Here is an 18607-nt window from a genome sequence, read left to right on the forward strand (position 1 = left end):
TTGTATGCTCCTTCCTAAATTCATCTCTTTGCCTTAATTTTCTTTGTAATTTAAATTCTAAATTTGTTTTTAGTATTAAATTTTAAGACATAAAAAAAGGTAAGAATTTATATTCTTACCTTTTTATTTTAACTCTAAATTATTATCTAGATTCAGTAACTACTTTAAATGTATCATTTGCTATTACATACTCTTCATTTGTAGGAATTACAAAGATTCTTGAGGCTGAACCATTTGTTGCTATATCTCTAGCTGTTTTTGATCTTTTGTTGTTTTTAACAGGGTCTAAAACTAATCCCATAGCATCAAGACCTGCACAAACTTTTTCTCTGATTAGCGCTGCATTTTCACCAATACCACCAGTGAAACATAATGCATCAACTCCATCAAGTGCTGCAACATATGAACCTACATATTTTTTAATATTATATGCAACCATATCAACAGCTAATCTACATCTTTCGTCACCATTTTGCATACCTTCAAGTACTTCTCTAAGATCTGATGATTTTCCAGAAATCCCTAAAATACCTGATTTTTTGTTCATAATATCTAGTGCTTCTTCTATTGTCATATTTTCTTGATGCATCATAAATTGTAAAGCCCCAGCACCAACATCTCCAGATCTTGTACCCATCATAAGACCTTGAACAGGAGTAAGCCCCATAGAAGTATCAATACACTTACCATCATGAACAGCAGAAACAGAAGAGCCATTTCCTAAGTGACATACGATGATTCTAGTATTATGCTTTCTATCCAACATTTGTCTAGCTTCATTTGATACAAAGAAGTGACTAGTTCCATGGAAACCATATTTTCTAATACCATGTTTAGTATATTGATCATATGGAAGTGCATACATATACGCATAATCTGGCATTGTTTGGTGGAATGCTGTATCAAATACTGCAACATTTGGTTTACCAGGCATAAGTTCTTGACAAATCTCCATACCTAAAATATTTGCAGGATTGTGTAATGGCGCAAGAGGAATAAGTTTTTTCATTGTCTCAATTACTCTATCATTTACTAAAATTGAAGCTGAGAATTCTTCTCCACCATGTACTGCTCTATGTCCTATTGCTTCAATATCATTGATTGAATCAATAACTTTACCTTCCCCCGAAGTTAAAGTTGATAAAACAGCTTCAATAGCCTCTTTATGTGTTGGCATTGAAATTTCAAGTTTTAACTCTTTGTCATCCCCATACTCATGTTTTAAAACCCCATCAATTCCTATTCTTTCACAAATACCTGATGCAAAAACCTTTTTTATAATTGGATTCATTAATTGATACTTTAATGATGAACTTCCTGCGTTTAAGATGAATACTAACATAAATAAAACTCCTTTGTTTGATTGTTAATTATTTTACTACTTGAGTTGCTGTAATAGCTACTAAATTTGATATATCTTCCACTGAACAACCTCTTGATAGGTCATTTACTGGTTTGTTTAGACCTTGAACAATAGGTCCATGTGCTGCAGCCCCTGCAAATCTTTGTACTAGTTTATATCCTATATTTCCAGATTGTAAATCAGGGAATACTAAAACATTAGCTTTTCCTGCTACTTTTGATCCTGGTGCTTTTGAAGCCCCCACCGCTTCAATTATCGCAGCATCTGCTTGCATTTCACCATCAAAAGAGAAGTCAACATTTCTCTCTTCTAAAATATCACATGCAAATTGAACTTTATCAACTAAAGGATGTTTTGCACTTCCTTTTGTAGAAAAAGACAACATTGCAACTCTTGGTTCTAATCCAACAACACTTTTTGCAGTTGCTGCTGTTGCACTTGCAATATCTGCTAGTTGTTCAGCATTTGGCTCTGGGTTTACAGCACAATCTGCAAATAAAATTAAACCATCATCTCCGAACTTTCCATCGGCAGTTTCCATTATAAATGTAGAAGAAACAGTGTTTATTCCAGGTGCTGTTTTAATAACTTGAATTGCAGCTCTTAAAACATCTGCTGTAGGAGAATTTGAACCTGCAACTAAACCATCAGCATCTCCAAGTCTTACCATCATACAACCAAAAAATCTAGGTTCAGTTGTCATGATTTCTCTTGCTTCTTCTTTAGTTAAGCCCTTAGATTTTCTTAATAGAACTAATTCATCTACATATTTATCTAAATTGTTAAAAGATTTTGGATTTATTATTGAAGCTCCGTCAATATTTGCTCCACATGCTTTTGCATCAGCTTTGATTTTATCCTCATTTCCAATTAAAATAACATTAGCAGTTTTATCTTTTAAAACTTGCTGTGTTGCTTTTAGAACTCTTTCATCTTCAGATTCTGGAAGAACGATAGTTCTTAATTGCTCTTTGGCTTTTGATTTAATACTGTCAATTAGACCCATAGAATTAACCCTTTCTGCTTAATTTGTATTTAGATTATATTTTACTAAGATAGCATTAATATAGCAAGTATGTATAATCTAAAAAGTACATAATAATTTTATGAAATGTATTACCAAAAGATACATAATTTGTACATATTTTGATTTAAAATAAAAATATGGGAAGAAAAGTAATAAAAAAGTAGTTGAAAAAGATTTATTTTGTTAGTAGTTGTGTTTCAAGAGTGTATTATTAACAACACTCTTGTTCACATTTATTTAATGCATTAATTGCTTGTTCATCTTCTGCTTTTTCAAAAAGTTCATCTAAATAAAAACTATTAGAACAAACTAAATACAAAAGTTCTTCTTTTGTGTCAGATTTTGGATCCCTATCATAATATGCTTTAGGAATCATTGGCACAATTTTTTTCCAATAAATATTCATATTTTTTGGATTTTCAAGAACCCTTAACATATTGTCAATAACTACACAAGCATTTTCAAAACAATCAATATTTTTGAAGCTTTCATAGCTTTCGTTTACTCTTATTTCAAAATTAGACATTTTTTCTCCTAGATGTTGTTTAAAAATTATACAGTTTAATATATTATTTGATATGCTATGAAATGAAAAAATATTGACATTTTACGAAAATGGAGTTGCATGGCACAGGTTTCTTCTATTACATTTCACTATATACTCAAAGCACTAGAAAAAAGTACTTTGATTTCAATTGATGAAATGTTAAATCAAGTTAATTTATCAAAAAATGTTTTACTAAAAGAAGATATTAAAATAGATAGTTCAAAGTTATCTGATATTTTCAATTATTGTATGAAAAAAAGTGGTGATTATACTTTGTCTTTAAAAATAGGTAGTTCTATTACTTATCACTCTTTAGGAATTTTAGGCTATTTATTACTAAATGCCAAAAACCTAAAAGAAGTGATTGAAAAGTTTGATTATTACCAAAAAATTATTAGTGGATTTATAAAGTTTCATTTAATAAAAGATGAACAATATTATAAAATGCTTATATATATAAATGAAAATCCAATGATACCAGTACCAAATTTTCATGCTGAAGTTCACTTAAGTGCAATAATGGCAATTTTAAATCAAATAATTGGTTATAAAATTACTCCTGATTTAACAAGCTTTTCTATAGGTAGTTTGGAAAATATTGAAAAATATAAAGATATATTTGGTGAAAATATTATTTTTAATAAAAGTGAAAATGCAATTTTATTTAAAATGGATAAATTAAATATTGAAATAAATAATTCAAACCCAGTAATGCTAGAACATTTTGAATCACAAGCAAATAATATACTTGAAACTATGCAAATAAGTACTTGTTATTCAAAAGTAAAAAGGGAAATTTTAAAGAATATTGGAGAAAATGAAATAAGCATAGAACTTATAGCAAATAGACTACACGTTAGTATTAGAACACTACAATATAACTTAAAAGCTGAAAATAAAAAATTTAGAGATGCACTGTTAAGTGTTAAGATGCAATTAGCAAATCATTATATAAAAAATACAAAAATGGATTTTGGAAGTATCGCTATTTTATTAGGATATAAAGAGTCTAGCTCATTTTTTAGAGCTTATAAAAAGTATTATAATCAAACTCCTAAGAGTTTCGAAGTAAAGGGTTAGTTACCCTTTACTAGCTTATATGTATCTTGTGCTATTACTAGTTCTTCATTTGTAGGAATTACAAATATTCTTGTATTCGAATCTTCTGCACTTATTTCTCTATTTTCTTTTGATCTAATTTTATTTTTTTCTTTATCTAGTACTATACCCATAAAGTCCAAATCAGAACAGGCATTTTCTCTTATTAAATCTGAATTTTCACCAATACCAGCTGTAAAACAAATAGCATCAACTCCACCCATTAATCCTGCATAAGAACAGATAAATCTTTTAATTTTATTACATAACATTGTGATTGTAACTTTTGCTCTTTTATCTCCATCATTGGCAGCTTTTATTACCTCTCTTAAATCAGAACTGATACCAGATAGTCCTAAAATACCAGATTTTTTATTTAGATAATCAATTATTTGATGTGGATCCATATTCTTTTTTCCCATTAAATATGGAATAACACCAGCGTCAATATCTCCACATCTAGTTCCCATAATTAAACCTTCTAGTGGAGTTAATCCCATAGTTGTAGATAATGATTTTCCATCTTTAACTGCACAAAGTGAAGAGCCATTTCCTAAATGACAAACAATAATTCTAGTATCTTTTTTGTTTCCTAAAAGTTTTATTGCTTCTTTTGAAACATAACTGTGACTTGTCCCATGAAAGCCATATTTTCTTAATTTAAATTTTGTATAATCTTCATGTGGAACAGCATATAAATAGTTTTCAGGTGGCATTGTTTGATGAAATGCTGTATCAAATACAGCAACATTTGGTTTTCCTGGTATTAATTCTTGACAAATTCTCATGCCTAAAATATGAGCAGGATTATGTAAAGGTGCTAAAGGTATTAGCTCTTCAATTTGTTTTATTACTTTTTCTGTGATTATTACTGATGATTTAAAGTGCTCCCCACCATGAACAACTCTGTGCCCAATAGCATCAATTTCATCAACAGAATCAATAACTTTTGTTTCATAAATAGTTAATGTTTTTAAAACAAGTTCTATTGCTTCTTTATGTGTTGGCATCTCTATTTCAAAAGTTAATTTCTTATTTACACCAACTTCATGTTTAAGTATTCCATCAATTCCAATTCTTTCAACCAATCCACTAGCTATTGCTTCCCCTGTTTTCGTATCCACTAGTTGATATTTTAAAGAAGAACTCCCCGCATTTAATACAAGTACTAACATATATAAATCCCTTCGTTATAATTTAAGGTAAAGATTATAGTAGTATTTTTTGGAAATACTTATTAAGTTATTATTTAAATTTGTTTGTTAAGTATAAAATGTTGATTTGGCAGCTGGTAAGCCTTTTAGTTTTAGAAAAATCATAGAAGTCATTATTGCATCATTTAGAGCATCATGTTTTCCTAATAGTGGTATATCTAGTTCTTTCATTATTGTGTCAAATTTTAAATCAACAAATTCATAGTCACTTCTTCTTTTTTTAGTTTTATAATACATAGAAGATACTTCAATTGATGAGTTTGGAAGTTTTATTCCAATATATTTTTTTGTGTATTTTGAAATAATTGCCATATCAAATTTTATGTAATATCCAACAATAACTCTAGAACCTATGAATTTAATAAGTTCATAAATAGCTTCTTCTGGTTCAATTGCATTTTCTAAATCTATTGGTCTTATTCTATGAATAAGAATTGATTGCGTAGATATTTTATCAGATGGTTTTACATATATGTTAAATGTTTTGCTCATTAGCACTTTATTTTCTTTAATAATAACTGCACCAATAGATAAAATTTCATCTTTTTTGGGATTTAGACCTGTGGTTTCACAATCTAAGCAAACATATTCATTTTTTGGTTCTTCATCAAAAAGATATTCAAACTCTTTTTTTATGAGTTTTTTCTTTTGCAGATTTCTAAAAAAGTTTCTGAACATTATGAAATCTTATCTATTCTAAATGTATATGTAATGAATTTCTTGAAGTCAATTACAATTTTAAAACTATCTTTTAATAAATCCCTTTCTATTTTTCCCAAAGAATGAGTATCTATTTCATTATTTATTTTTTTATTTTCTTGAAGTTTTAAAAGTTGTGATTTTAATCTTAAGGTACAAAGTACATCAAATGCTTCCAATAACTCATTTGCCATACTTGATTCTAAAACTTTTTTTCTCTCTAAAATTTTGATTCTTTTTACTGTTGTTGTTTCTCTAATTCTTTCTCTTAGTGCAAGACTTCTTACTCCTTGTACAATTGGAAAAATACCTGTTTTTTTTATATCAATATAGTGAGTTTTTGTCATAAAATTTGCAATAATATTTGGTGTATCAAAGGCTAGAGTTGCTTTTGCAAAGTATGCCATAAAGACATCTTTGTCATGTAGTTTATTAAATAAATCATCTTTTAATTTGATTAATAACTCTTTATCTCCTGCAACTGCAAAAGAGTCAAAAAATATTGCTAAATCCATATAATTTTGCATATCAGGTGCTTCAATCCATTTTTTTGTTTCATCTGTGTATGCTTGAAAACTTTTACACCAAAATGGATTAGAAACCATTATATTACCTTCACAAGGTGGATAACCAAAATCTATTAATGTTCTTGTTATCTCTTCCATATATGGTCTATATTGCTCAACATCAACTCCATCTTTTATAATTAAAGCATTATCTTGGTCAGTTTTTATGATTTGTTCATTTCTTCCTTCACTACCCATAACAACCAAACAAGCACTGTTTAGTAACTCTTTTGGCATAATTAAACTATATAGTTTTTTATAAACTTTTGTATTTAATTGACCAATTAAATTTGATATATGATTTACTTTTACACCTTTTGCATTTAAAATTGTAATTGTATTGATTAACTCAATACTTGCTTGTTTTAAATCTTTTATATTTGAGGCTTTTTTTATTTTTGAATCTACTACGTAAGTATGATTTGCAAAGTGTGATAAAACATCAATTTGTTCTAAAATGCCTATCATATTTCCACTATTATCTACAACACCAACTCTTTTTATATTTTTCTTTATTAGTATTGAAAAGGCATCGAATAAATAGTCATCTTTATTTACAGTTAAAAGCGGGAAAATCGCAATATCATCTACTGGAATTGTCAATGTTCGTCCCTCTAATAGAACTTTCATTTTTAATAATGAGTCTGTTATAATCCCATACTTTCCATCTTTTTGAACAATGATAGTTGAAGTATTAAATTTTATAGAATTTTCAATTGCATCAATTAGTTTTGTGCCACTTTGCACGATACAAGGTTCGTGGGTAACTGTATCAGATACTTTAGCAATCATGAAAGATGATAGTTCTGAAGTATATTTTTTTTCTTTTAAATTTTGTAATTTGCTTACTAAATTATTTAAGAAAAACTCTTTAAACTTAGCATTATTTTCAATTAGAGTAAGAAAAGTCTTTTTTTCTAATTCATAACAAATTAAATCTTCTTTCACTATAAAATTGTTTTTACATTCACCATAAATTAATGAATTTGCATCAAATGAATCTTCTTGATGAAAATCCATGACCAATTGCTCTTCACTTGTAATTTCATGAACAGTACCTTTTATTATGATAAAAAAATGAGTCGAAACTTTTTCAGGACTTAATATCGTTGTATCTTTGGGATAATAGGCAATATCCATATTTCTAATACAAAGTTTCATTTCTTCTTCATTTAAAACTTCAAAGGGATGAATATTTGATAAGAAAGATTCTTGGTCTCTTAAACTCATTTAAAACCTTTTTTAAAGTATTGTACTCTCTTATTTATACTCTTCTAATAAATAAAGTAGAAATAAAAAAGTAAAAAAAAAGTATACCCGAAGGTATACTTTTTAGTAACTAATCTTAAGATTAGTGATCTACAGCGTCACCCGCACCTGAAGGAATTCTAATTCTTTCAACAAGATCTTGAATCTCTTGTGGTGGTGGAGGAGTCATTCTTGATACAATCATTGCAACAATTAAGTGTAAGATTGTTCCTATTGTTCCAATACCAGTTGGATCAATTCCTAAGAAATAATTTGCTTTATCTCCACCTAAAAATACGAAGTAAACAATGTATCCAAAAGTAAAGATAAGACCAGTTAAAATACCAGCAATAGCACCTTCTTTATTCATTCTCTTATCAAATACCCCAAGAATAATTGTAGGGAAGAATGCAGCAGCAGCAAGTCCAAATGCAAATGCAACAACTTGTGCAACAAATCCTGGAGGGTGAATCCCTAAGTAACCAGCAATACAAATTGCAACTACCGCAGAGATTCTAGCCCACATTAACTCAGTTTTTTCATTTAATGTTGATTTACCAGTATCTTTATCTTTGAAAATAACTTGCCCCATTAAGTCATGAGAAATTGCAGAAGCAATTACAAGTAATAAACCAGCAGCAGTTGATAATGCAGCAGCAAGACCCCCAGCAGCAATGAATGCAATTACCCAATTAGGTAAGTTAGCAATTTCAGGATTAGCAAGAACCATGATATCTCTATCAACATATAACTCATTTTCTATTTTCCCACTATTTGCAGCAGGAACAGCATTTGTAGTTATTCTTTCCCCATATTCTCCAGTTTTAGTACCATCGAATGCAGGTTTACCTTTAAATGCAGCATCCGGAGCATATTGAATTTTACCATCACCATTTCTATCTGTCCATGCTAATAATCCACCATGTTCCCATGTTTTAAACCATTTACCATTATTACCTTCAATCTCACCATTAACGAAAGCTTTATATTCAACATTTTGAACATTTTTAATTAAGTTAACTCTTGAGAATGCAGCAACTGAAGAAATCGTTGTATACATAATCGCAATAAATACTAATGCCCAACCAGCAGATACTCTAGCATCTTTAACAGTTGGTACTGTAAAGAATCTAACGATAACGTGTGGTAAACCAGCTGTTCCTAACATAAGAGCAGTAGTTAACATAAATACATTTTTTAAGTTACCTGATTCAGTATATGCTTTAAAGCCTAAGTCAGTAACTGCAGTGTCTAATGCATGTAGTAAATATGTACCTTCTGGAATAACTCTAACACCATCATCAAATGCAAATGTTGTAGTATTAAAAATACCTAATTGTGGTAAAAATGTATCAGTTACTTGTAACGATAAGAAAATTGCAGGAATCATATATGCAAAAATCATAACAACATATTGAGCAACTTGTGTATATGTGATACCTTTCATACCCCCAAGAACAGAATAGAAGAATACAATACCCATACCAATAAGCACCCCAGTATTAACATCAACTTGTAAGAATCTTGAGAAAACGATACCAACACCTCTCATTTGTCCAGCAACATATGTGAACGAAACGAAAATAACACCAATAACAGCAACTAATCTTGCTGTATCTGAATAATATCTGTCACCAACGAAGTCAGGAACAGTAAATTTACCAAATTTTCTTAAATATGGAGCAAGTAACATAGCAAGTAGAACATATCCCCCTGTCCAACCCATTAAGTAAGCACTTCCATCAGAACCTTTGAACGATATGATACCTGCAAGCGAAATAAAAGATGCCGCTGACATCCAATCTGCTGCTGTTGCCATACCATTTGCAACTGGGTGAACCCCCCCACCAGCTACATAGAAATCCTTAGTAGAACCAGCTTTTGCCCAAAGAGCAATACCAATATAAATTGCGAATGAGATACCTACGAATAGATAAATTAATGATTGTAATTCCATACTCTATTTCTCCTATTCGTGAACGCCATATTTTTCGTCAATGCTACTCATTAATTTAACATAAACGAAAATAAGAACAACAAACACATATATTGCACCTTGTTGTGCAAACCAAAATCCAAGTTTAACACCACTGATTTCTATAGCATTTAATTCATTAATGAATATAATACCACATCCGTAAGAAACAACAAACCAAACTATAAGAAGTTTAAAGATTGTTGAAATATTCTCTTTCCAATAAGCCTGAGCTTTTTCTGGACTCATAGGTTCTCCTTTTTTGAATTTATCAAAAGAAAAAGTTTCTCTTTTAATAATTAACAATGTAATTGTAATAAGGGTAAATAGCAAAAGGGTAGCAATCGAATGATTTTCTGAAGAAATTTTGAAATTTATGTAAACTTTATGTAAATAGGATCATAAAGTACCAAATAAAGGTACTTTATGATGAATAGTATCTTTCTACTTTATATCCAAGTCCTCTAATATTTTTAATAAAGTCTTCTTTTAGTGCTTTTTTTAATCTTGAAATTTCTGCTCTAATTGTAGGATTATCTATATCTTCTGCATCCCAAACATCAACTCTAAATCTTTCAAAATCTACAATCATATTTATATTAAGTGCAAGTATATGGATTATTTCTAATTGTTTTTTAGTTAAATTTTGAGCTTCATTATTAAAATATAAAATTTTATCAGTTTTTGAATATGAATAGTTTTCAGAAAATTTTATATGAGAAGTAGTTTGTTTGTCTTTTTTCAAAATTTGATTAATTTTAATACCAAGCTCCTCTAAGTGAAAAGGTTTTTTTATATACTCTCTACACCCAAGTTTGTATGCTTTTGTTATGTCTTCTATATCTATAAGTGCAGTAATGAATATTGTAGGTACAAATGTATTTTTTTTATTTAATGTATCTAAAATATCAAAACCATTTATAGTAGGGACATTTACATCTAATATCAATAAATCATAAGATGTATCTACATTGTCTAAAACATCTTGACCATCAGTAAAACTAGTGACTCTATGTCCAATATTAGATAAGTATTCACTTATGGCATTGTTTAACATCATTTCATCTTCAAGAAGTAGTATTTTCATTTGTTGTAAACCTATATGTAAATTTTGTATTCTCATTTGTTGAATCTAAGTTAATTATAACCTTATTCTTATCACAAATTTCTTTTACGATTCTAAGACCCAATCCAAAGCCACCTCTAGCATCATTTTCCCTATAGAAATCATTAAATATTTTTTCAGTATTTTCTATTCTTTTTGAAATTGTTTTAACTTCAAAAATTATTCCTAAGTCATCTTTTAGCAATTTAATATAAATAGGGGAGTCTTTAAAAGAGTATTTTATTGCATTGGAAATATTATTATCTAGTATTCTTTGTAATAGTGTTTTATTAAAATTTATAAAAATAGGATCTTGAATATTTGTGACAAAAAATAGTGAATTTGAAGTACAAATATCATCAAAGAAGTCTAATCTATTTTTTAAGTATTCTGAAAAATTAAAAAATTCTTTTTCATAGTTTACCCTATCTTTTTTTATCATAAAAGACAAATCATCAAAAATATATTGGATAGTTTTTGCTCCACTTTCTATGTTTCTTATGTATTTGTTAGTTGGATTACTCATTTTATATAAATCAAGATTTGTTTGAATAATAGATAAAGGTGTATTTATTTCATGAACAGAGTTTTTAATAAACTTTTTCTGTTTTTCAATTAATTGAGTTAGTTGCTTTGTTTGTTTTGTAACAGTTGTTTCTAAGTGAGTATTTAAATCACTTAACATATTGTTTTTGCCTTTAATACTATGCATTGCATCATAGGCATAGTTAGCAATAATTTTAAACTCACCAAAAATGATTTTATTTTGATTTATAGGATTATCATTATTTTGAGAATCTTTAAAGTATTTTCCAATAGCTTTAACATCATTTACTATAAGAATAGTTGCATTTTTATATATAAAAATAGAATATAAAACTAACATTATTGTTAAAGACAATATTTGAAGGGTATAGTTTGAAATTTTTTCATCGTATTCAAATTGCTTCTGAGCAACTATTTTATCCAAGTCAGTTAAATATACACCAGTTCCTACTGTCCAGTTCCATGGTTCATAAGACAAGGCAAACGAAATCTTTTTTACTTCCTTTTTGTCTTTATGTTTAATCCATAAATATTCAACATATCCTCCTGAATTATCTTTTGAAACATTGATAAGTTCTTTAACTAATTTTTTGCCTGTTTTATCAGTATAATTAAGAAGGTTTTTTCCAACTAATTGTTTTGATGCAGGATTGTAAATTGCTGTTCCAGAATAATTATAAATAAATAAGTAATTGTCTTTTTTATTTTTATCTCTCATATTTTCAATTGCTTCTAAAATATCTTTTTGAAGTTCTTTTTGAGATTTTGCATTTTTATATTTTTTGTCGTAAAAGTCTATAAAATTAATTACATTTTCTATTTCATTTTTCATTTTATATTTTTGTTTATTTGCATAATCAGTTTTTATTATTTCTATTTTTTCTTGAAAGTCATCAAATGCATTTTCTATTATTATAAAAGTAAAAAAAGATATTAGAATAATTATAAAAATAATACTGTAAAGAATTAAGTGATAAAGAGATTTTGCTTTAATCATATTTTGTCCTATTTGAGATAAAAGAGGATATCAAATTTTAGATGATAAAATGATTATGTGAGATTTTAATAGTGGCGCGGCTGAAGGGACTCGAACCCTCGACCTCCTGCGTGACAGGCAGGCGTTCTAACCAACTAAACTACAGCCGCACTATTATTTTAAAAAAAATGGTGGTCGATATAAGACTCGAACTTATGACATCTACCTTGTAAGGGTAGCGCTCTACCAACTGAGCTAATCGACCGATTGGTGACCCCTAGGAGACTCGAACTCCTGTGATTGGAATGAAAATCCAAGATCCTAACCGCTAGATGAAGGGGCCAATCGAAATATTTGAAAAGTTTACTTTTAAAAGTGGTGACCCGTAATGGATTCGAACCATTGGCCCCCTCATTAAAAGTGAGATGCTCTACCAACTGAGCTAACGGGTCATAAATAGTGGCGCGGCTGAAGGGACTCGAACCCTCGACCTCCTGCGTGACAGGCAGGCGTTCTAACCAACTAAACTACAGCCGCACTAATTTATAACACTTAAAATGGTGGTCGATATAAGACTCGAACTTATGACATCTACCTTGTAAGGGTAGCGCTCTACCAACTGAGCTAATCGACCGATTGGTGACCCCTAGGAGACTCGAACTCCTGTGATTGGAATGAAAATCCAAGATCCTAACCGCTAGATGAAGGGGCCAATCGAAATATTTGAAAAGTTTACTTTTAAAAGTGGTGACCCGTAATGGATTCGAACCATTGGCCCCCTCATTAAAAGTGAGATGCTCTACCAACTGAGCTAACGGGTCATAAATAGTGGCGCGGCTGAAGGGACTCGAACCCTCGACCTCCTGCGTGACAGGCAGGCGTTCTAACCAACTAAACTACAGCCGCACTAATTTATAACACTTAAAATGGTGGTCGATATAAGACTCGAACTTATGACATCTACCTTGTAAGGGTAGCGCTCTACCAACTGAGCTAATCGACCGATTGGTGACCCCTAGGAGACTCGAACTCCTGTGATTGGAATGAAAATCCAAGATCCTAACCGCTAGATGAAGGGGCCAATCGAAATAATGTGTATTAAAAATAAACATGAAAATAAATCATTTTAATTAATGGTGACCCGTAATGGATTCGAACCATTGGCCCCCTCATTAAAAGTGAGATGCTCTACCAACTGAGCTAACGGGTCGTCTTAATTAAAATGGAGTGGAATTATAAGAAAAAATTTTTTATTTGTCAAGGGTTTTTTGCAAAAATTTTGAAATTTTAAATAATGAACTTTTTGCAGCTTGAAATTGTACTTCTTCTCTGTTACCAAAAAATTGAAATATATCTATTTCCTGATAACCGTCATCTCCCATTATTCCGATGATTACATGACCTACAGGCTTAGTTTTTGTACCGCCATTAGGTCCTGCAACTCCAGAAATTGCTATTGCATAATTTGCATCAAATTTTTTTATTACTCCACTTAACATTTCCTTAACTGTTTCTTTGGAAACTGCTCCAAATTTTTCTAAGGTTTTATTTTGTACATTTAGTTCTTGATTTTTTATTTTATTTGAATATGAAACTATACTTCCATTAAAAATATTTGAAGATCCAGATATCTTAGTTATAAGTGAAGCAACTAATCCTCCTGTACAAGATTCAGCACAAGTAATACTCTTATTATGTTTAAGTAATAAGTTTTGCATATCAATCATATCTTGTTCATTAAATATCTCATTAAACATGTTATTCCTTTAATATAAAAAAAAGGGTATGAGAAGCTCCCATACCCTTTTAAATAACTTTATTATTAATATTATTCAGTTAAATCTGCTAAAAATTGTTTTTCGTCAAATTCTAGGCCTAAATAATCAACAATATATCTTATATCTCTTTCTGCATTTCCTAAACATGAAGTTGCACCTGGGCTTGGAGTCATATTAAAAATAATTCCATTACCTGGATTTATTGATGCTTCACCTAACATAAGTTTTTTCTCTGTTTTATTTAAAACTTGAGGTCTAACTCCTCCAAATCCTTTTGCATACTCTAAATCATCTTTAGTTAATGAAGGAACAATTTTTCTTGCATCTTTTACAAAAAGACCTTTATTGATTCCTGGTACTTCAAATAAGAAGTTTTTAAATACATAGTTTCTAATTTCACTATCTTTAATTAAGTCCCACATGATTTTCATAATACTTCCATCGAAGTTCATAGTTTTTAGACATTGGAAGAAAGATTTTAAACCTTTATATCTTTCAAGTACTAATAGTGCAAGTGCTGTTGGTCCAAATCTAGTTTTACCATCACATAAAATATCAGGATCACCATGTAATGCTGCAAATGGTAATTTTGGATTTTGTACCATATAAACTTTACCATTTAAGAATTTATCATTTGTAAGGTAAAAGCTTCCTGCCATTGATAAAGAACCCATATCTTGCCCATATCCCATTTTATGAGCTAAAAACAATGAATGGGCTCCTGCATTAACTACAACAAAGTCTGCTGTATAGACTGAACCACCTATTGTACTAACTTTAAATTTATCACCAATTTTTTCAATAAATTCAACTTCAGAGTTATAATATATGTCAGTAATTTTTTCAGGATCAGCTTTTTGCCCAGCTTTTGCTAATTCTTCTGTCATTAATCCATATTCAACAGTTGTATATTGGTCATTTGCACCCATAGCAATAATTGGTTCTGGTCTTTCTACTTTTCTATCTTTATCAGCATAAACTAATAAAGGTTCTAATTCTTTTAATTTTTCCTTATCCCACAATTCTAAATATGGAAAAACTTCTTTAAATTCGTTATATCTATTTTTGATAAATTCGACTTCTTTTTCTCCAACACCTAAAGCCATCTTTTGATGTTTAAACATAACTTTATCTTGTAAGTTATATTGAAGACAGAACTTCTCAATCATTTTTGCAGTTCTTTTTGTGATTTTTGCTTTGTCTAATGTATAGTTAGTCTCTATATCACCAACATGAATTGTTTGTGAGTTACTTGTACCTTTTGAGTTTAAAGTTGCCAAACTTTCATATTTTTCAAGCATACATATGCTTTTAATATTTGTATATTTCGCAAATTCATAGAATGTCGCAGCACCCGAAATTCCACCACCTACAACTAAAATGTCATAATGTTTATTACTCATTGTTCAAATTCCTAAAATAAAATATAGCAAAATAATAGCATAGATAATAAAAATTAATCTGAAATTTAATGTAAATTTATGGGCAAGTACAAAAATATTCTATTTAGTAACATTATATAGATTATAGTTTTGTTATAATTGTGTACATTAGAAACATTATATAAAGTATTTTGTATAGAAAGTGGACTATGTTGTACAATTATTGTACAAGCTATTTTGTATATAATAATTTAAAAAAAGATTATTTATCTTGTTTTTATAATGATAACTTTATATTAAATTATCTTTGGATATAATCACCCAATTTTAAGAATAAGGTAATTATAAAAATGGATTACAAAGATAGTATATTACTTCCAAAAACAGATTTCCCAATGAGAGGGAATCTTCCTCAAAATGAACCATTAAGATATGAAAAATGGGATAAGCAAAAAGTTTATGACAGAATGAAAGAGAATAGAAAAGGTGCTCAATCTTTTACATTACATGATGGACCTCCTTATGCAAATGGGCATATTCACATAGGTCATGCACTAAATAAAATTTTAAAAGATATGATTAATAAGTTTCATTATTTTGATGGAAAATCAATTAGATATGTTCCGGGTTGGGATTGTCATGGTCTACCAATTGAACAAAAAGTTGAAGAAAAAATTGGAAGCACTAAGAAAAAAGAACTTCCAAAATCAAAATTAAGACAACTTTGTCGTGATCATGCTTCAAAATTTGTAGATATTCAAAGGGAAGAATTTAAACAATTAGGTGTTATCGCTGATTGGGATAAGCCTTATTTGACTATGGATTTTAAATTTGAAGCAAATATTTATAGAGAACTTTGTGCTATTGCAAAACAAGGTTTATTGGTACAAAGATCTAAACCTGTTTACTGGTCTTGGGCTGCTCAAACTGCCTTAGCTGAAGCTGAAGTTGAATATGAAGATAAAACTTCACCTTCTATTTATGTTGCATTTAAACATGAAACTATGGATGCTAGCGTAATTATTTGGACTACAACTCCTTGGACACTTCCTGCAAATACAGGTATTTCACTTAATGGTGAAGAAGAGTATGTACTTACAAGTGATAAATTTATAGTTGCTAAAAAACTTTATAATTCACTTATAGAAAATGAAGTAATTTCTGGGAAAGTTGTAGAAACAATTAATCCAAAAGATTTGGAAAATAGCTTTGCAATCAATCCATTAAATGATAGAAAATCTAAAATCATTTTAGGTGAACATGTAATGATGGATAGTGGTTCAGGAGCTGTTCATACTGCACCTGGGCATGGTGAAGATGACTACAAAGTAGGGCTTCTTTATGACCTTGAAGTTATTATGCCTGTTGATGCATATGGAAAATATGATGAAACAATTATTAGAGAAAAACTATTTAAGGATACTGAAAAGTATTTAGGACTAAATGTATTTAAAGCAAATGAGTTAATTCTTGAAGAGTTAGGTGATGCTTTATTAAAAAGAGTAGATATAAGACACTCTTATCCACATTGTTGGAGAACACATACACCAATTATCTTTAGAGCAACAAAACAATGGTTTATATCAATAGATGATAAATATGGAAAAGAGAATAAAACTTTAAGAGAAAATGCTTTAAATGTGGTAGAAAATCTTAAATTTTACCCAGAGTGGGGAAGAAATAGATTAAAATCAATGCTTGATGGAAGACCTGACTGGTGTATTTCAAGACAGCGAGATTGGGGTGTTCCAATTGCCTTTTTTAGAAATAAAAAAACAGATGAAATTGTTTTTGATGAAAAAGTAATGAATTACACTGCAATGATTTTTGAACAAAAAGGTTGTGATGCTTGGTATGATTTAGAAATTAGTGAATTATTATATCCAGGAAGCGGTTTAAATCCTGATGATTTAGAAAAAACAGTTGATATTTTAGATGTTTGGTTTGATTCTGGTTCTACTCAAAATGCAGTTTTGAGATCAAGAAATTATGATGCAGGAACATTTCCAGCTGATGTATATTTAGAAGGAAGTGATCAACATAGAGGTTGGTTTCAATCTTCTTTACTTACTACTTTAGCATCAAGTGAAGTTGCTCCTTATAAAGCTTTAGTTACCCATGGATTTACTATGGATGAAAAAGGCGAAAAAATGTCTAAATCTAAGGGTAATGTAATTGATCCTGCAAAAATCATGAAACAGTATGGTTCTGAAATACTTAGATTATGGGTTGCAATGAGTGATTATCAAAATGATCAAAAGATTTCTGATAATATTTTAAAACAAAATGCAGAACTTTATAGAAAAATAAGAAATACAGCTAGATTTTTATTAGCTAATATTAGTGATTTAGAAAAATTAGTTGATGTAAAAGATTTTGGTGTTTTAGACAAATGGATTATGAGCAAATCAAAAAAAGTTTTTGATGAAATTGATGCTTCGTTTAGTGTTTATGAATTCTCAAAAGGCTTAAATAAATTAAATAACTTTTTAGTTGTGGATTTATCTGGTGTTTATTTAGATATTTGTAAAGATAGATTATATTGTGATGATAAAAATGATGTTCACAGAACGGCAGCTCAAAGTGCAATGGCTTTAATTGCTAAAAAACTTTTACTAGTATTAGCACCAATTCTTACATATACTGTTGATGAATTATTAGAGTATGCACCCGCAATTTTAAAAGATGATGTTAATGATGTATTTGATTTAAATAAATTTGACTTCCCTGAAGTTGAAAGTAAACTTAATGAAGAATATTTAATAAAAGTTAAAGAGAAGTTTTCTGAATCAGTTGATAAACTAAAAAAAGATAAAATAATAAAATCTACATTAGAACTTGATATTTATACAAATTCTGATGATGTTCTTTCTTTAGATACTATTGAAGCTGAGGATTGGTTCTTAGTTAGTGATATTTTAACTACTAAACAAGAAGAAGCATTAATTAGTTTTGAAATAGATGGAAAACTTTTTGAAGCATATAAAGCAAAAAATGCAAAATGTCCTAGATGTTGGAAATTTAAATCACAAAGTGAAGATGAACTTTGTCCAAGATGTAACGAAGTTATAGGATAATTTTTA

The 18607-nt window shown here is 29.3% G+C and carries 14 protein-coding genes and 12 tRNA genes; 2 read left to right on the top strand and 24 right to left on the bottom strand.

The genetic code is table 11. The features are described 5' to 3' along the window. Positions 1–142: 142 nt before the first annotated feature. From CRU95_RS05075 to cowN, 3 genes are all read right to left on the bottom strand, one after another. On the bottom strand, positions 143–1342 hold the full coding sequence (locus tag CRU95_RS05075; protein WP_129100068.1) for an acetate/propionate family kinase: 1200 nt from the start codon (positions 1340–1342) through the stop codon (positions 143–145). A 28-nt stretch (positions 1343–1370) separates the two neighbouring features. Next, the gene (gene pta / locus CRU95_RS05080) at positions 1371–2369 is read right to left on the bottom strand and encodes a phosphate acetyltransferase (protein ID WP_129100069.1); all 999 of its coding nucleotides are present in this window, start codon (positions 2367–2369) and stop codon (positions 1371–1373) included. A 232-nt stretch (positions 2370–2601) separates the two neighbouring features. Further along, a complete protein-coding gene (gene cowN / locus CRU95_RS05085; RefSeq protein ID WP_129100070.1) occupies positions 2602–2916 on the bottom strand; it encodes a N(2)-fixation sustaining protein CowN in 315 nt (104 codons plus the stop codon). A 99-nt stretch (positions 2917–3015) separates the two neighbouring features. On the opposite strand from cowN, the gene CRU95_RS05090 reads away from it, so the two are divergent. After that, on the top strand, positions 3016–4017 hold the full coding sequence (locus CRU95_RS05090) for an AraC family transcriptional regulator (protein WP_129100071.1): 1002 nt from the start codon (positions 3016–3018) through the stop codon (positions 4015–4017). Here the strand turns inward: CRU95_RS05090 and CRU95_RS05095 are convergent. The 21 genes from CRU95_RS05095 to CRU95_RS05195 all read right to left on the bottom strand — a co-directional run bounded on the left by CRU95_RS05095 (position 4014) and on the right by CRU95_RS05195 (position 15545). Continuing rightward, entirely contained in the window at positions 4014–5210 is a 1197-nt protein-coding gene (locus CRU95_RS05095) for an acetate/propionate family kinase (protein ID WP_129100072.1), read from the bottom strand. The two genes, CRU95_RS05090 and CRU95_RS05095, sit on opposite strands and share 4 nt — an antisense overlap. Positions 5211–5297: 87 nt before the next feature. Further along, complete coding sequence (locus tag CRU95_RS05100; protein ID WP_129100073.1) at positions 5298–5927, bottom strand: 3'-5' exonuclease; 630 nt, start codon at positions 5925–5927, stop codon at positions 5298–5300. Then, complete coding sequence (locus tag CRU95_RS05105; RefSeq protein WP_129100074.1) at positions 5927–7744, bottom strand: putative nucleotidyltransferase substrate binding domain-containing protein; 1818 nt, start codon at positions 7742–7744, stop codon at positions 5927–5929. The genes CRU95_RS05100 and CRU95_RS05105 overlap by 1 nt, the downstream gene beginning before the upstream one ends. Positions 7745–7865: 121 nt before the next feature. Then, entirely contained in the window at positions 7866–9719 is a 1854-nt protein-coding gene (locus CRU95_RS05110; protein ID WP_129100075.1) for a sodium:solute symporter family protein, read from the bottom strand. Between the two features lie 12 nt (positions 9720–9731). Further along, positions 9732–9986: a DUF4212 domain-containing protein gene (locus tag CRU95_RS05115; protein ID WP_129100076.1), complete on the bottom strand. Its 255-nt coding sequence runs from the start codon at positions 9984–9986 to the stop codon at positions 9732–9734. Positions 9987–10161: 175 nt separating this feature from the next. Further along, on the bottom strand, positions 10162–10824 hold the full coding sequence (locus CRU95_RS05120; protein ID WP_129100077.1) for a response regulator transcription factor: 663 nt from the start codon (positions 10822–10824) through the stop codon (positions 10162–10164). Beyond that, positions 10805–12385, bottom strand: a complete 1581-nt coding sequence (locus tag CRU95_RS05125; protein ID WP_129100078.1) for a cache domain-containing protein — start codon at positions 12383–12385, stop codon at positions 10805–10807. The genes CRU95_RS05120 and CRU95_RS05125 overlap by 20 nt, the downstream gene beginning before the upstream one ends. 72 nt (positions 12386–12457) lie before the next feature. Then, a tRNA-Asp gene (locus CRU95_RS05130) sits at positions 12458–12534 on the bottom strand. Between the two features lie 19 nt (positions 12535–12553). After that, positions 12554–12629: transfer RNA gene (locus CRU95_RS05135), tRNA-Val, on the bottom strand. A gap of 3 nt (positions 12630–12632) precedes the next feature. Continuing rightward, positions 12633–12707: transfer RNA gene (locus CRU95_RS05140), tRNA-Glu, on the bottom strand. A gap of 33 nt (positions 12708–12740) precedes the next feature. Next, a tRNA-Lys gene (locus CRU95_RS05145) sits at positions 12741–12816 on the bottom strand. A gap of 8 nt (positions 12817–12824) precedes the next feature. After that, positions 12825–12901 (bottom strand) — tRNA-Asp (locus CRU95_RS05150). Positions 12902–12922: 21 nt separating this feature from the next. Continuing rightward, positions 12923–12998, bottom strand: a tRNA-Val gene (locus CRU95_RS05155). Positions 12999–13001: 3 nt separating this feature from the next. Continuing rightward, positions 13002–13076: transfer RNA gene (locus tag CRU95_RS05160), tRNA-Glu, on the bottom strand. Positions 13077–13109: 33 nt separating this feature from the next. Next, positions 13110–13185 (bottom strand) — tRNA-Lys (locus CRU95_RS05165). 8 nt (positions 13186–13193) lie between these two features. Then, a tRNA-Asp gene (locus tag CRU95_RS05170) sits at positions 13194–13270 on the bottom strand. Between the two features lie 21 nt (positions 13271–13291). Beyond that, a tRNA-Val gene (locus CRU95_RS05175) sits at positions 13292–13367 on the bottom strand. 3 nt (positions 13368–13370) lie between these two features. Further along, positions 13371–13445: transfer RNA gene (locus CRU95_RS05180), tRNA-Glu, on the bottom strand. A 53-nt stretch (positions 13446–13498) separates the two neighbouring features. Then, a tRNA-Lys gene (locus CRU95_RS05185) sits at positions 13499–13574 on the bottom strand. A 40-nt stretch (positions 13575–13614) separates the two neighbouring features. Continuing rightward, on the bottom strand, positions 13615–14121 hold the full coding sequence (locus tag CRU95_RS05190) for a CinA family protein (RefSeq protein WP_129100079.1): 507 nt from the start codon (positions 14119–14121) through the stop codon (positions 13615–13617). A gap of 71 nt (positions 14122–14192) precedes the next feature. Beyond that, positions 14193–15545: an FAD-dependent oxidoreductase gene (locus CRU95_RS05195; protein ID WP_129100080.1), complete on the bottom strand. Its 1353-nt coding sequence runs from the start codon at positions 15543–15545 to the stop codon at positions 14193–14195. A 329-nt stretch (positions 15546–15874) separates the two neighbouring features. Here CRU95_RS05195 and ileS point away from each other — a divergent pair, with 329 nt between their 5' ends. Continuing rightward, a complete protein-coding gene (ileS, locus tag CRU95_RS05200) occupies positions 15875–18601 on the top strand; it encodes an isoleucine--tRNA ligase (RefSeq protein WP_129100081.1) in 2727 nt (908 codons plus the stop codon). Positions 18602–18607 lie beyond the last annotated feature (6 nt).

This window comes from Arcobacter sp. F2176, from assembly GCF_004116465.1.
In the GTDB taxonomy this organism is placed as follows: Bacteria; Campylobacterota; Campylobacteria; order Campylobacterales; family Arcobacteraceae; genus Arcobacter; species Arcobacter siniprincipis.